The organism is Oryzihumus sp. (assembly GCF_054325275.1).
Genome location: NZ_JBTCWL010000017.1, coordinates 1 through 13988 on the forward strand (window position 1 = coordinate 1; position 13988 = coordinate 13988).

At 72.5% G+C, this 13988-nt stretch carries 17 protein-coding genes, 1 tRNA gene and 1 riboswitch; of the genes, 6 read left to right on the forward strand and 12 right to left on the reverse strand.

Annotated elements, in window-relative coordinates:
• On the reverse strand, positions 1-440 hold a 440-nt coding region (locus tag ACXVGS_RS06175; RefSeq protein WP_458536745.1), incomplete at its 3' end, for a hypothetical protein.
• Between the two features lie 82 nt (positions 441-522).
• Here ACXVGS_RS06175 and ACXVGS_RS06180 point away from each other — a divergent pair.
• Positions 523-945 carry an MmcQ/YjbR family DNA-binding protein gene (locus ACXVGS_RS06180; protein ID WP_458527696.1) on the forward strand — a complete coding sequence of 141 codons (423 nt, stop codon included), beginning with the start codon at positions 523-525 and terminating at the stop codon, positions 943-945.
• On the opposite strand, the gene ACXVGS_RS06185 is transcribed toward ACXVGS_RS06180, so the two are convergent.
• A complete protein-coding gene (locus ACXVGS_RS06185) occupies positions 923-1327 on the reverse strand; it encodes an ankyrin repeat domain-containing protein (RefSeq protein ID WP_458527697.1) in 405 nt (134 codons plus the stop codon). The genes ACXVGS_RS06180 and ACXVGS_RS06185 overlap by 23 nt on opposite strands.
• 130 nt (positions 1328-1457) lie before the next feature.
• On the opposite strand from ACXVGS_RS06185, the gene ACXVGS_RS06190 reads away from it, so the two are divergent.
• On the forward strand, positions 1458-1907 hold the full coding sequence (locus ACXVGS_RS06190; RefSeq protein ID WP_458527698.1) for a group II truncated hemoglobin: 450 nt from the start codon (positions 1458-1460) through the stop codon (positions 1905-1907).
• Positions 1908-1916: 9 nt separating this feature from the next.
• Here ACXVGS_RS06190 and ACXVGS_RS06195 read toward each other — a convergent pair whose 3' ends face one another.
• The 3 genes from ACXVGS_RS06195 to ACXVGS_RS06205 all read right to left on the reverse strand — a co-directional run bounded on the left by ACXVGS_RS06195 (position 1917) and on the right by ACXVGS_RS06205 (position 3059).
• On the reverse strand, positions 1917-2381 hold the full coding sequence (locus ACXVGS_RS06195; protein ID WP_458527699.1) for a DUF4825 domain-containing protein: 465 nt from the start codon (positions 2379-2381) through the stop codon (positions 1917-1919).
• 74 nt (positions 2382-2455) lie between these two features.
• Positions 2456-2716 (reverse strand): hypothetical protein, encoded by a 261-nt coding sequence (locus tag ACXVGS_RS06200; RefSeq protein ID WP_141786895.1) that lies wholly within the window; start codon positions 2714-2716, stop codon positions 2456-2458.
• A gap of 121 nt (positions 2717-2837) precedes the next feature.
• The gene (locus tag ACXVGS_RS06205; RefSeq protein WP_458527700.1) at positions 2838-3059 is read right to left on the reverse strand and encodes a hypothetical protein; all 222 of its coding nucleotides are present in this window, start codon (positions 3057-3059) and stop codon (positions 2838-2840) included.
• A 347-nt stretch (positions 3060-3406) separates the two neighbouring features.
• Between ACXVGS_RS06205 and ACXVGS_RS06210 the strand changes: the two genes are divergently transcribed.
• Positions 3407-3943 (forward strand): hypothetical protein, encoded by a 537-nt coding sequence (locus tag ACXVGS_RS06210; RefSeq protein ID WP_458536746.1) that lies wholly within the window; start codon positions 3407-3409, stop codon positions 3941-3943.
• Complete coding sequence (locus ACXVGS_RS06215; protein WP_458527702.1) at positions 3940-4281, forward strand: hypothetical protein; 342 nt, start codon at positions 3940-3942, stop codon at positions 4279-4281. The genes ACXVGS_RS06210 and ACXVGS_RS06215 overlap by 4 nt, the downstream gene beginning before the upstream one ends.
• Positions 4282-4293: 12 nt before the next feature.
• On the opposite strand, the gene ACXVGS_RS06220 is transcribed toward ACXVGS_RS06215, so the two are convergent.
• The 6 genes from ACXVGS_RS06220 to ACXVGS_RS06245 form a co-directional block, all read right to left on the reverse strand.
• Positions 4294-5235 (reverse strand): phosphotransferase, encoded by a 942-nt coding sequence (locus ACXVGS_RS06220; protein WP_458536747.1) that lies wholly within the window; start codon positions 5233-5235, stop codon positions 4294-4296.
• A 151-nt stretch (positions 5236-5386) separates the two neighbouring features.
• Positions 5387-5459 (reverse strand) — tRNA-Thr (locus ACXVGS_RS06225).
• Between the two features lie 274 nt (positions 5460-5733).
• On the reverse strand, positions 5734-6486 hold the full coding sequence (locus tag ACXVGS_RS06230; protein WP_458527704.1) for a transglycosylase family protein: 753 nt from the start codon (positions 6484-6486) through the stop codon (positions 5734-5736).
• A gap of 31 nt (positions 6487-6517) precedes the next feature.
• Positions 6518-6618: riboswitch (cyclic di-AMP (ydaO/yuaA leader) on the reverse strand.
• Positions 6619-6846: 228 nt separating this feature from the next.
• On the reverse strand, positions 6847-8370 hold the full coding sequence (locus ACXVGS_RS06235) for a threonine/serine ThrE exporter family protein (RefSeq protein WP_458536748.1): 1524 nt from the start codon (positions 8368-8370) through the stop codon (positions 6847-6849).
• A gap of 44 nt (positions 8371-8414) precedes the next feature.
• A complete protein-coding gene (locus ACXVGS_RS06240; RefSeq protein ID WP_458536749.1) occupies positions 8415-10088 on the reverse strand; it encodes a serine/threonine-protein kinase in 1674 nt (557 codons plus the stop codon).
• Between the two features lie 70 nt (positions 10089-10158).
• Entirely contained in the window at positions 10159-10587 is a 429-nt protein-coding gene (locus ACXVGS_RS06245; RefSeq protein ID WP_458527707.1) for a CBS domain-containing protein, read from the reverse strand.
• 105 nt (positions 10588-10692) lie between these two features.
• Between ACXVGS_RS06245 and ACXVGS_RS06250 the strand changes: the two genes are divergently transcribed.
• Both ACXVGS_RS06250 and otsB read left to right on the forward strand, forming a co-directional pair.
• Entirely contained in the window at positions 10693-12144 is a 1452-nt protein-coding gene (locus ACXVGS_RS06250) for an alpha,alpha-trehalose-phosphate synthase (UDP-forming) (protein ID WP_458527708.1), read from the forward strand.
• A complete protein-coding gene (otsB, locus tag ACXVGS_RS06255) occupies positions 12141-12929 on the forward strand; it encodes a trehalose-phosphatase (protein WP_458527709.1) in 789 nt (262 codons plus the stop codon). The genes ACXVGS_RS06250 and otsB overlap by 4 nt, the downstream gene beginning before the upstream one ends.
• Before the next feature lie 13 nt (positions 12930-12942).
• Here otsB and ACXVGS_RS06260 read toward each other — a convergent pair whose 3' ends face one another.
• The gene (locus tag ACXVGS_RS06260) at positions 12943-13956 is read right to left on the reverse strand and encodes a LacI family DNA-binding transcriptional regulator (protein ID WP_458527710.1); all 1014 of its coding nucleotides are present in this window, start codon (positions 13954-13956) and stop codon (positions 12943-12945) included.
• Between the last annotated feature and the right edge of the window lie 32 nt (positions 13957-13988).

A 13988-nucleotide genomic window follows, 5' to 3' on the forward strand; every position in this document is an offset into this window, starting at 1 on the left:
ACCCCGGGCTGGATGACCCTGGTCCACTCCAGCACCGGCCCCAGCGGCGTGGACGAGGCAGCTGCGGCACTCCAGTGCAGCGCAGCCATCCGCGCGGCTGCGTGCGCGCGGACCTGGCCCCTGGTCTGCGTCGACGTGAACTGCCAGTCGGCGAGGATATCGCTCCACCCCTCGGTGCCGGGGCGGCCGTCGCAGGAGGTCCGTGACGGGGATGCGTCAGTGTGCTGCTGGACGACAGCCCCGGCAGGCAGGGCGACCGACACCTGCCTCAGGGCGGCCAGGCGCACACCACCCGGATCGCCACCGGCGTGGCCACCCCGGGACGCGGCCGCGACCCAGGGGACGGCCATGGCCAGCACAGCAGCGGCAGCAATGAGCCACCAGAGCCTGCGGTGTGGTGCCGTCGGCACCGCCTGCGCGTCCCCCCGGACCTCGGTCATGGGGCCATGCTGCCCGAGGAACCGGCCCGCTGTGCGGCTTCTTGTGGCTCCGGGCCAAGACGTTCCGCCCTACGCTGCTGACGTGGTGGGCAGGAGCCGGCGGGCGCGGGTCGAGGACGTGCACGACCTTGCCCTGGCGATGCCCCATGTGACGGCGGACCACGGCAACGCCGGCAACCCGATGTACCAGGTGGGCGGCAAGTCGTTCGTCTTCTTCCGCACCCCGCGGCCCGACGCGGTCGACCCGGCAACCGGGGAGCGCTACGACGACGTGGTCGTGTTCTGGGTGGCCGACGAGGCCGACAAGCAGTCCCTGGTGCAGGACCCGGCGTCGCCGTTCTTCACCACCGCCCACTTCGACGGGCATCCCTCGGTGCTGCTGCGCGCCAGCCGGATCGGCGAGCTGACACGGGAGGAGCTGATCGAACTGGTCCAGGACGCGTGGCTGTCCCGCGCCTCCGCGCGCCGGGCGCAGGCGTGGCTCAGCGCGCGGTCCCGTCGGTGAAGAGTGCCACGAGGCTGGTGGCGCCGAGGCGCTCGGCCAGCTCCCGGGGCGTCACCCCCACGTGGTTGGGCGCGTCCGGGTCAGCGCCCGCAGCCAGAAGCACCGCGACCGCCGCGCTCTCCCCGCGGGCATAGAAGACCGCCCTCGACAGCGGCGTGTTGCCCCAGTCGTCCCGAGAGTCCACGTGCGCTCCTGCGTGCAGGAGCAGGGAGATCACCGCCGGGCAGCGCGCCTGGGCCGCAAAGTGCAGCGCCGTGAACCCCTGGGCGTTGGCGAGGTCGGGGTCGAGCCCCTCGTCGAGGAGGCGCCGGACCGCGCACACGTCGCAGGCAAGGGCGGCGTGAATCAGGTCGCCCAAGCGCAGGTGCGCCTTCCCCGGCATACGCCCAGCATGCGCGTGGACTGCCTCCCCACCCCACTCCTTGACGAGATCTTGGAAGTCGGTCCTGCCGTGGCTCCGCGGCGGGTCGCCGGAGCTGTCGCATGGCGCCGTCAGCCGCCATCCTTGCGAGATGGGGAGCGTGTACGAGGCGGCGGGTGGCGACGAGGGCCTGCTCCGTCTGGCCGAGGCCTGGCACGCGCGCGTCATCGAGGACGAGGTGGTCAGCCACGCGTTCAGCCACGGCTTCCACCCCCACCACAGCGCGCGGCTCGCCGCCTACTGGGCCGGGGCGCTCGGCGGCCCGCCGGCATACTCCCGCAGTTTTGGCGACGAGACCTCGGTGGTGCGGATGCACAGCGGCAACGGGCCTCACCCGGAGATGGACGCGCGGGCGATCGCCTGCTTCGACCAGGCGATGACCGACGTCGGCCTGACCGACGGCGATCCGGTCCGGACCGTGCTGCACGACTACTTCGCCTGGGCGACGACCACGACCATGTCCGGCTACCACCGCTCGGCGGACGACGTGCCCGACGGGCTGCGGATCCCGCGCTGGTCCTGGCAGGGCCCACAGTCCTGAGGGTGTAGGTCAGTCCTGCTGACCACGCACGTAGGCGACGAGCTTGTCCCTGTGCTGGCCCAGCGACTTCACGTCGTAGCCCAGGCTCGTGGTCGCGCCGGCGGCGGTCAGCGCGTAGGTCTGCCCGCCCGCCGCGACGGTCACGCGGTCAAGGTTGGTCACCAGCCCGAGCAGGACGGTTGCCGGTGCACTGAAGTCGGTGCTGCGGAACGGCTTGTCGAGGTGGTGCAGCCGCACGGTGACGCCATACGGAGCGCGGTCGGTCTGCAGCTCCACGGTGTAGCTGCCCGCGGGTCCGAAACCGGCTTGGCTGACGAGTGCGACCACCTTTGAGCCGTCTCCCACGTACGGGCTGCGAGCCGACCACAACGAGTCAGCCCTGTCCGAGGTGTCCGGCTGGGTGGACGGTGAGGTGCCGCACCCGGTCAGGGCAACGGCGACCAGCAGAGCTACAGCGGCAACGCGACCACCCACGACTCATCCCCCATCCGTGGAACCCCTGGGTGCAGGCTACCCAGCACGACCGGGATGCGCCGTTGCTCCGTGGCCTAAGGCTCCACGAGCATGACCACCGTGTCGGGTCGGACCCCATCGAACTTCATGGCCTCGGCCGCCGCATCCGTCTGCATGAACTTCTGGAACGTGTCCACGTCCGCGAGCTCCACGATGAGCCCGACCCGGTTGGTCTTCGCCGGGTCGACGAAGGTCCGAGCCGTCATGCCGAGCGGCCCGAACACCTCTTCCCGCTTCGTCGACCGGAGCCAGTGGTCGACGTCGTCAACTTCATGGAAAACCAGCAACGTCGTCATGGTCGCCTCGCCTTCAGGTGCGTCGTGCGCTGAGCAGCGCTGCTCGCGACGCTAGTTCGCGACGGCCTCCCGACACTCGGCCAACCGGCGTAGCGGGTTCGGCCGAGCACCTGGTCGTGGGCTAGGGGTTCGGACTGAACCCCTCGTCCTCGCGGCGCCAGAGCTCCTGCTGGACCTCGTGGTGCCGGCCGGCTTCCGGGGAGATCTGCGGCGCGGCCGTCTCCGCGGGCGCCTGGAGTCGGGCCTCAGCCACGGCGGCGACCCAGTCCTGCCAGGCGGGAGAGCTTCGCTCGAGCTCGAGACGCAGCTCGGCATCGGTCAAGGCGGTTGTGGGTCTCGGCACGGGTGCACGCTAGCCACTCAACGGCGGGATTCGGGCGGATTGACAGGATTCGGACAGTCGCTCCACAGGTTCACGCGCGGCTCGCACCCCCACGCGACCTGTGCGGCAAGTGGCAAACCACCCCCTGCGGTCCAGCGCGAGAGCGAGGATCCATACATGGCCGTTCGGATCGACACTGACCGTATTCGCGCTCGTGCAGCTCAGCAGGCGTGCCGGGAGGGCTCCTCGGTCGACCTGTGGATCGTGCTGGGCGACCTGTGGGTCGTGCTGGGCGACCTGGATCGACGCGGTGCGGCCTCCGCGGTCCGGACCGCAGTTGCCCAGGTGGAGGGGCCAACCGAGCACTCGTGGACCGTCTACCCCACCAGCGGGGAGTCTTCACAGCCCTGCACGACGCCCGCAACTGGGTGAAGGCCGTTTCTGCACTGTCGAGGGTGCTGGAGGAGGCCGGTCATGAGGTCGTGGTCACCACGCCGCCCCGCGCGATTCGGGATGTCCCTCGACTCCATCTGCCTCAGCCCACGGCCTTGCTCGGGCATCGTTTGGACCCTCCCATCTCCACCGGCCCGTTCAACGAGTGGGACATGCCGGCCTACCGCTGGGGCGCGCCGGCGCGAGCGACCACGGCGCTGCTCGACCGCGCCGCCGAGTGGATCGCACTCCCCGGAACCCAGAGCCAGATCTTCACCGTCCCGGTGACCGCCGAAGACGCACCCGAGCTCTTCAAGGAAATGCTCCAGGACCGCGACCAGCACACCCCGTTGGTGTGCCTGGCCGACGAAGGTTCACGGCTGAGGCGATCAGTGACGCTCGATACCTGGGGTCAGAGCGCGTGGAACGACGTCGACCCCACCGGCCGCCGACAGCCGCTGCCCAGGACTTGAGCAAGCTGCTGACCACCTTTGCCCCCGCGCTGGACGTCGCCGCGATCCACCCAACCTTCGGACACATCGCGGCCTGGAACCGACTCAACGAACCCCTATGGCCCATGAACCGCCACTTGTGGAGCCGTTACGTGGTGGACGCCTTCGGCATCCAACTGCTCACGACGGAGCATCTCGACAAGGCCAACGACCTCTCCGCCTGGCAGGTCTCGAAGGTCACTGCGGATCGCTGGCTGGTCCGCGCACCCGACCTCTCGCCGTGGTTCGACGTCCCGGACGCGCTGTCGGTGCGCCGGCACCAATTCCCCGCCCCGGACCGAGCGGATCGCGGCGGATGAGTGGGTTCACACTCACCGAACTCGGTCGGCCCCCAGGAGGGGAATCGCCCTCGCTCGGGTGTCCCAGGCATCCACGATGCGGTCCAGGGTGCGCCTGCCCCACCGGCTCATCGTCGGGTTGGAGTCGAGGTAGTACCAGACCAGCCCCATCGCCTGCTGAAACGCCCAAGCCATCCCGCGCTGCCACTGGACGTCGCCGCATCCGAGCTCACGGCGGAGGATGCCGCGCTGGGTCTCGTCGAGGAGGTGCCAGGCCGCCACGAGGTCGAGCGCCGGGTCCGCCGGGCCGAAGCCGCCGCCGTCCAGGACCCCGACGAGACGGCCGTCTTCGACGAGGACGTTGGGCGGGATGAGGTCGCCGTGGCACATCACGTGCTCGTCGACCTCGGGCAGCGTCCGAAGCTCCGCCCAGATCCGCCGCAGGAGGGGTACGTCGAGCAGGTCCTCGCTCTGCCGGAAGCATGTCTCGAGCCACTCGTCGTGGTCCGGGAGGCGCCCGCCACGACCGACGCCGCCGAAGCGTCGCCCACGGGTGCCGTCGGCGCGCAGCCCGGCGATGAGCTCGGCCAGGTCATGGGCGAACGCGTTCGACCCCGCGGGGTCCTCGACGGTCGCGTCGTGGCCGGACAGCCAGGTCTGGACGCTCCACGGCAGCGGATAGCCCGCGCCCGGCTCCCCGATCACCACCGGCTCCGGGGTGGGCACGGTGGCGGCGTCGGCCAGTTCACGCGCGGCCTCGGCCTCGGCCACCAGCGACGCGCGGGCCTGCGCCGGGTCGTGACCGACCAGCGGGAAGCGGGCGGCCAGGTCGTCGCCCATACGGAAGATCGCGTTCACGGTCCCGGGCGTGCGCAGCTCGGTGACCGGCAGTCCGCGCCACTGAGGGAACTGGACCTCGATCAGCCGGCGGACGGTCTGCGCGTCGACGTGGAGCTGGCCGGCGTGCATCGTCATGCCGCCATCCTCGCTGTCGGCGACCCCGGGTGTCCTCCGACTTTTCGCGCGGCAGGCTCGGCGCCGTCATTGGCTGACCAGCCGCCGTGCTGCGCAGGTCGAGACGTCCACCTGCGCGAGGCACCAGACTGCCCCTCACGTGCGAAAACAGAGCCGACGAGGGGACTCGAACCCCTAACCACCTGTTTACAAGACAGGTGCGCTACCGATTGCGCCACGTCGGCCGACCCGCGCCGGAGCACGGGACGCGCCCACCAGGCTGGGTGGGCTCGCGAAATGCTACCGGCCCACCCGGCCCCGGATGGCCACCCCCGCGCGGCCACCCCACAAGGAGCGGCCGCGCCACGCGGAGACAGCGCACCCCTGCAGCGACCCGAACCCGGCACACGCCGAAGGCCCGGACGGGGACCGCCGGGCCTTCGTGTTCCTGCCACAGGGGAGCAGGATGTGCCGCTGGAACCAGGAGCCGCAGGCAGGGGGCCGACGACGAGCCTGCAATCAGCGGTGGCGGTTGAGCCAGCTCTGCAGCGCACGCACCGTGGGCGCGTTGAGCGAGCGGGCACCGTCCTGGCGCGCGTGGATGTGGCGCTGGAGCGCGCGCACCGTCTGGGGGCCGATGACGCCGTCCGGCGTGGCACCGACCTTGCGCTGCAGGGCGGCCGTCGTGATCGGGCCGAGGACACCGTCCTGGCTGGTGCCGACCCAGCGCTGGATCGACCGGACGGTGGAGGAGCTGAGGGCGCCGCTCACGGCGACGCGAGCGTGGTTGACGGCGTGCTTCTGGGGCACCGACGCCTTGGGCAGCGCCCTGCGCGTCATCGACCGGGACACCTCGACCGTGCCCGTGCCGCCGTTGGCGCGGGTGAGGCCGGCCTTGCGGCTGCACACCGGCCACGCGCCCGGGCCCTGCCCGGCGAGCACGCGCTGGGCGACGGTGATCTGCTCCTCGCGGCTGGCCTGGTCGGCGCGCGAGGCATAGCGGGCGCCGCCGTAGGCGACCCAGGTGCTCTGGGTGAACTGCAGCCCGCCGTAGTAGCCGTTGCCGGTGTTGATCGCCCAGTTGCCGCCGCTCTCACACGCGGCCACGGAGTCCCAGACGGAGGCGGCCTGCGCGGGGCCGGCCACCGCGACACCGGTGGTGACGGAGGCGGCTCCGGCGATGGCGACACCGGCCACACGAGACTTGTTGACACCCTGCGGGGCGGCGTGCCGCGGGGTGTACCGACGGGCGTGCCGGGGGGCGTAGTGCATCGAGGCGTTCCTCTCCTGACGATGCGCCGGAGAGGTCAGCTGTCGGGTTCGGGCGTGTCAGGCGTGCCCGGCCGGCGGTGCCGGCTTCACCCCAAGGCCGACCCGAAGGCCGGCCAACATCGTGGGTCCCCCACCCTCGTCCTGGCCCGGGTCACCCCGGTGAAGTGCCCGCCGGACGAGGTTTGGCGCTGCGGGCACGCATGCGTGTGGTCGGTATGCAGTTGTGGCGAACGTCCCCATTCCTATAACGGAACGGCATCGCGCCGGGCCGGTTTCACCGAACTTTTCCCAGCAGATCGTCAACCCATAGACAACGCAGGACCGGTATGCCGTGAATGTCCGGTTCCGGCTCGGGTCACCTCAGCGCATCCGGGCCCGACGCTGGCGCACGATCTGCCGGTCGAAGGGCGAGGCCATCAGGTCCCCGAGGACGACGCCGGTCGCGATGGCCAGGGCTGCCGCGCCGGCCCCGAGCAGGATCGTCAGGCCGGCTGCCGTCGAGGCGGCGCCCTGTCCGATGACCGAGCCGGACACGAGCATCGACATGCCTCGGAAGATGGTCAGACCGGGCAGCAGCGGGCCGACGGCGGGCACCACCAGCACGAGGCCGGGCGCCCCCATCCGCAGCGCCACCAGGCGACCTCCAAAGCCGACGAGCACGCACGCGATGGTGAGCCCGGTCAGCTGTCCCAACCCGAACGTCTGGTGCACCACCCCGGTGACGAGCGTGCCGAGGCCACCGAGCACTGCGGTTGGCACCAGCAGCTTTCGCCTGGTCCGTTGCGCGATCGCCGAGGCCACGGCACCGACCGCACCGGCGACGACGAGGACGGGCAGCGCGACCTCCGCACCCTCGACGGAGATCTTCGGCAGCGAAGCCCCCAACCCGAAGGCCTGGTCCAGGCGCACGGTGACCGACAGCGCCGCCGCGACACCGGTGATGATGCCGGCGGCGGTCAGCCCGACGGTGAACAGCCGTCCGGCGCCGGTCACGGGGTAGCCGGTGATCGCGTCCTCGACCGAGGACACCATGGCCCGGCCGGGCAGCAGCACGACGATGCCGCCGGCCACGATGTACGCGCTGTCCGCCCGGGTCAGGTCCAGCGCACCGCTGCGGCCAAGCACGAACGCGCCCCACGCGACGGCTGTGGCGATCGCCCCACCGACGGCCGACAGGTAGAACGACGGCAGCCCGCGGGAGGCGAGGACCCGCCCCACCCGGTCCACGAGCATCGCCGACAGCAGGGCCAGAGCAACCGCCGGGACGCTGGCGCCCAGCTTCAGCGCGACCGACCCGGCCAGCACGCCGTAGGAGAAGGTGATCGCCCACCGCGGCCAGAACCGTGGGTGCCGGCGGATCTGGCGCAGCCGCGCAGTGGCCTGGTGCAGGTCGATGCGGCCGGCGACGAGGGCCTCGACGAACTCGTGCAGGGCCGCCAGCCGGGCGAAGTCGCGGCTGGTCGAGCGGACCACGCGGAGCAGGGTGTGCAGCTGACCCGAGGGCGAGACGCACTGCACCAGCAGGCTCTGGTTGGTGATGTCGACCTCGAGCCGCTCCAGGCCCGCGGAGGTCGCGACGGCCACGACGCTCGACTCCACGTCGCGGGCGCTGCCGCCGCAGCGCAGCATCAGCTCGCCGGCGCGCACCGCCAGCTCCAGCGCGGTGCGCACCGTCTGCTCCTCGGCAGGGGCCTCCATCCGGCGCGGGTTGCGGTACGGCGTGCGGCGCAGCGACGCGGACAGCGGCATCGGCTCGGTGAGCTCCTCCCCGCGCCAGATGCGTGGCCGTCCACGGTGCTGGGTCACCCCGGGTTGCGGGGCGTTCGGGTCGGGCCGCGGTGCGGTGGGATCCGGTCGGGATGTGGCGCGATCCGGGTCGGTCATGGGCAAACGCTAGCCCGCCGCGTCAGACCGGTATCGCGCCCACCTCACCGCTGCAGGAACGACGGCAGCGGCGCCCGGGTCCCGTTCGTCGGCCACCACGAGACCTGGCCGTGACGGGTCCACGCCCACACCCCGAGCCCGGCCGCCGCGAGCAGGAGCAGCGTGACCACCACCCGGGTGGCGGTGCCGGGGCGGGCCACCCCCCGCACCAGGCTGCGCGACCCTCGGCGCAACGCAGGCGAGGCCGGGCCCCACCACACCACGAGCAGCCCCACGAGGGCGCCGATCGCGATGGGCGCGGAGGAGTCGGGGCGGGGCTGGCCGCCGGTCAGGGAGGTCAGCGCCAGGGCCGCGGAGAACGTGGTCGCGACGGCCACCACCAGGGGCAGCAGCAGCGAGACGACCGTGGCCACGGCAGCGCGGAGCACGTGCCACGGGCTGGAGATCACCGCGACCGGCATGTCGCTGCGCCGGCGCCCGGCGGCGTGCCGGCGCATCACCAGCGAGGTGACCGAGCGGTCCGCGAACCGGGCCAGCAGCGACCACACGACGGCGAGCACCACGGCGACCAGCGGCCACACCGCCGCAACCGCCACGGTGGCGGCGAGCATCGCGGCCAGGGTGCCGGCCCGGGACGGGCGACCGATCCGGGGGTCCGGCTCGCCGGGTGACATCTCCCGGGCGGCCTCCCAGTCGGACTCGGCCTCGTCGCCGGGCCACGCCTCCCCGGGGCCTTGCGACCAGTCCTCGTCCGGGTCCGGCGGCAGCGCGAGCGGCCCCCAGTCCGGGCGCTGCGCTGCCGGTGCCACGGCCGTGGGGAACTGCTGGGTCGTCGAGGAGGACACGACCGTCGTCGGGTCCAGGACCGGCAGGTTGACCGTGGCCTCCTCGCCCGCGGCGTAGCGCTCGAGGGCGTCGATGAGCTCCTGGGCCTGCGGCCGCCGGGCCGCGTCGGGCGACAGGGCCGCCCGCAGCAGCGGCTGCAGCCGGGGGTCCACCCCGGTCAGGTCGGCCCGTCCGTGGCGCACCCGGTCCAGCACCGCGTCCATGTGGCCCCGCCCGAACGGCGGCACCCCGGACGCGGCGAAAGCGAGCGTCGCCGCCCAGCCCCACCAGTCGGTCGCCTCGGTGACCGGCGCCCCCTCGAGCACCTCGGGCGAGAGGTAGCCGGGGGTGCCCATGACCAGGCCCGTCATGGTGAGCCGCACGTCGTCCGCGACGTGCGCGATACCGAAGTCGATGACGACCGGGTCGCCGTGCAGGAGGAGGACGTTGGCGGGCTTGAGGTCCCGATGGATCACGCCCGCCGCATGGATTGCGGTCAGCGCCCGGTGCAGGCCGCGCCCTAGCTGGAGCAGCGCCTCGCCGGTGAGCGGGCCGTGGTCGGCGACCACCCGGTCCAGCGGCGGGCCCGGCACGTAGCGGGTGACGACGTAGGGCCGGTCGCCCTCGGTGTCGGCGTCCAGCACCGCCGCCACGGCAGGGTCCTGCACCCGCGAGAGGGTGGCCACCTCACGGGCCAGACGGGCGCGCGCGTCGGCGTCGTGGGCGATGTGCGGTCGCAGCACCTTGATCGCCACGGCCCGCCCGTTGGGGGCCAGGGCAAGGTGGACGACGCCCATGCCGCCCTCGCCGAGCTGCTCGAGGAGGCGGTAGGGGCCCAGCATCTGCTCGGGCACGCCGTCCACCGCCTCGTCCTGGCGTGCCCCGGCAGTCATGGTCCCTACGGTAAGCCGAGCAACCCGCTGCGCAAGGGAGGTGGGGCCCCGCGTCGGGCCGGCCGACCGGCTACTGCTGGATGTAGCCCACCAGCTGGTCGCGCTCGGTCTGCAGCTCGTCGATCCGCTGCTTGACCACGTCGCCGATGCTGACGATGGCGCGCAGCCTGCCGTCGACGACGACCGGCACGTGCCGCACGCGCCGCTCGGTCATCTGCCGGGCCAGCTCGTCGAGGGCGTCGTCGGGGCTGGCGGTGTGCACGTCGGCGGTCATGATCGCCGACACCGGGCCGGTGAGGACCCCGGCGCCGGAGCGGTGCAGGTGGCGCACGACGTCGCGCTCGCTGACGATGCCGGCCACGGTCTGGCCGTCCTCGCTGACCACGAGCGCTCCGATCCCGCGCTCCTCCAGGACCGCCAGGAGATGCTCGACCGAGTCATCGGGACGGATGGTGACGACCAGGTCGCCCTTGCGACGGATGACGTCGGAGATGCGCATGAGACGACGGTAGTGCTGCGCCTGCCCTCCCGCCAGAGGATGTCGGCCGGTCACAGCGGGCACGTAGGGTGGGACCGGAACTCAAGTCGGGGAGCTGATGCCGAAGTGCCTGCTGGACCACAGACGTTCGACCTGGTGATCGCCGCGAACCGGTTGCCCGTGGACCGGGTCGTGGACCCCGACGGGACGGTGAGCTGGCGCACCAGCCCCGGCGGCCTGGTCACCGCCATGGAGTCGGTGATGCGCGGGCGGGACGGCGCCTGGGTGGGCTGGGCCGGCGAGCCCGGGGACCCGCCGGAGCCGTTCCACGAGGACGGCATGTTCCTGCAGCCGGTCGGCCTGTCCGCCCACGAGGTCCGGGAGTACTACGAGGGGTTCAGCAACGACACCCTCTGGCCGATCTACCACGACGTCATCGTCCCGGCGAAGTTCCACCGCGCCTGGTGGAACTGCTACCGCTCGGTCAACCGGCGCTTCGCCGAGGCGGTCGCCGAGGTCGCCGCGCCGGGCGCCACGGTGTGGGTGCACGACTACCAGCTGCAGCTGGTCCCGGCCATGGTGCGCGAGCTGCGCCCGGACGTGCGGATCGGCTGGTTCAACCACATCCCGTTCCCCCCGGTCGAGCTGTTCGCCCAGCTGCCGTGGCGACGGGCCCTGGTCGAGGGGCTGCTCGGCGCCGACTTCCTCGGCTTCCAGCGCACCTCCGACGCCGAGAACTTCCTGCGCGCCTGCCGCCGGCTGCTGGGGATGACCACCAAGGCCGACACGGTGACCTTCCGGCCCGGCGGCGTGGGTGCGGGCGGGGAGGAGCGGCACGTCCGCGCCAGCGCCATCCCGATCTCGGTGGACTTCAAGGGGCTGGAGGAGCTGTCCCGCACCCCCGAGGTGCAGGCCCGCGCCCGGGAGATCCGCGAGTCGCTGGGCAACCCCGCGACGCTGATGCTCGGGGTGGACCGCCTCGACTACACCAAGGGCATCCGCCACCGGCTCAAGGCGATCGAGGAGCTGCTGCAGGACGGCGCGATCGCCCCGCCGGACACCGTCTTCGTGCAGGTCGCCACGCCCAGCCGCGAGCGCGTCGACGCCTACCGCCGGCTGCGCACCGAGGTCGAGGGCACCGTCGGCCGGATCAACGGCGAGTACTCCCCCATCGGCGCCAGCGCCGTGCACTACCTGCACCACTCCTACCCACGGGCCGAGATGGCGGCGCTGTTCCGTGCCGCCGACGTCATGCTCGTCACCCCGTTGCGCGACGGCATGAACCTCGTCGCCAAGGAGTACGTCACCTGCCGCAGCGACCTCGGCGGCGCCCTGGTGCTCAGCGAGTTCACCGGCGCCTGGCACGAGCTCAAGCAGGCCTACGTGTGCAACCCGCACGACATCGAGGGACTCAAGCAGACGATCATGGCCGCGATCCAGACACCGGCCGCGGAGAAGCGCCGGAGGATGAAGGCGTTGCGCCGCCGCGTCTCCGACCATGACGTGCAGCGGTGGGCTGCCCGCTACCTTGACGCGCTGGCCGCGGCGCCGAAGAAGCCCGAGCGGAGCCCCCGATGACCCTGTCGCCGGAGGTGCACCAGGCGGTGACCGCGTTCGCCGGGCGCCGGCGCGTGCTGCTCGGGGTCGACTTCGACGGCACGCTGGCCCCGTTCGTCCGCGACCCGATGGACGCCGCGGCGGCTCCCGGAGGGCTGGAGGCGGTCCGCGCCGCCGGCGCGCTCGACGGCGTCTCGGTGGTCATCCTCTCCGGGCGCGACCTGGCCACGCTGCGCACCCTCACCGGGATCGGCGAGCACGAGCCGATCGTGCTCGTCGGCAGCCACGGGGCGCAGTCCAGCCTCGCCGGCGACCTCGACGGAGCCCTGCTCGACGACGAGCAGGAGCAGACCCTGGCGAGCCTGCGCGAGGGGCTCGAGCAGGTCGCCTCCGACCACGACGGGCCGCGGGTGGAGCACAAGCCCGCGGCCGTCGTCCTGCACACACGGGGCGTGGCGGAGCCGGTCGCCGGCCGGGCCGCGGAAGCGGCGCACGAGGTGGCGGCCCGGCATACCGGCGTGCACGTCACCCCCGGCAAGGACGTCGTGGAGATCTCCGTGCTGACTGCAACCAAGGGCACTGCACTGGAGTCGCTGGCCACCAGCCGCCGGGTCGAGGCCATCGGCTACTTCGGTGACGACGTCACCGACGAGCGGGCCTTCGCGGTGCTCGACCCCTCCCGCGGGGACCTCGGGGTGAAGGTGGGCGCCGGCGAGACCGCCGCCGAGCACCGGGTGCCGGGCATCCCCGAGGTGGTCGAGGCGCTGGAGCTGTTCGTCCGCTCCCGGCAGGAGCAGCGGCACTGACCGTGCCGGGCGCTCAGCCCTTCGGGCAGGCGCCGGTAGAGCCACGCACGACCAGCTCGGGCCGGAAGACGTACTCCGCCCGCGGCGCCGGCTCGCCGGCGATCTCGTCGAGCAGCGCGCGCACCGCCGCCTCACCCATCGCCTGCACGCTCTGGCGCACCGTGGTCAGCGGCGGGTCAGTGAAGGCGATCAGCGTCGAGTCGTCGTAGCCCACGACGGAGAGGTCCCTGGGCACGTCCAGGCCCCGCTGGCGGGCCGCCCGGATCGCGCCGAGCGCCATCAGGTCCGAGCCGCAGACGATCGCGGTGGCGCCCTTGTCGAGCAGCCGGTTCGCCGCGGCGGCGCCGCCCTCGACGGTGAACATGGTGCGCTCGATGAGGTCCTCGACGTCCTCGCGGCCCAGCAGCGTGGCCATCGAGTTGCGGAAGCCGGCGATCTTGCGGATGACCGGCACGAACCGGTCCGGTCCCACCGCCAGCCCAATCCGGGTGTGGCCCAGGTGGACCAGATGGGTCAGGGCCAGCTCCATCGAGGCGACGTCGTCGTTGGAGATGAACGGCGCGTCGATGCCCTCGAGGAAGCCGTTGACCAGCACGATCGGCAGCCCCCGCTCGCGCAGCTTGACGTAGCGCTGGGGGTCGGTGGAGGAGTCGGCGTGCAGGCCGCTGACGTAGATGATGCCGGCCACGCCGCGGTCGAGCAGCATCTGGACGTAGTCGTCCTCGTGCACCCCGCCGGGGGTCTGCGTGCACAGCACCGGCGTGTAGCCGTGCCGCGCCAGCGCCGTCTCGATGATCTGCGCGAACGCGGGGAAGATCGGGTTCGTCAGCTCGGGCATGACCAGCCCGACCAGGCCGGCGCTCTTGCGGCGCAAGCGGCTTGGCCGGTCGTAGCCGAGCAGGTCGAGCGCGGTCAGCACGGCCTGGCGGGTCGACTCCGCGACCCCCGGCTTGCCGTTGAGGACACGGCTGACCGTCGCCTCGCTGACGTCTGCCTGCTCGGCGATGTCCGCCAGTCGTGCCCTCATCGTCCGTCCTTCGCGCTCATGGTCTCGCCCCG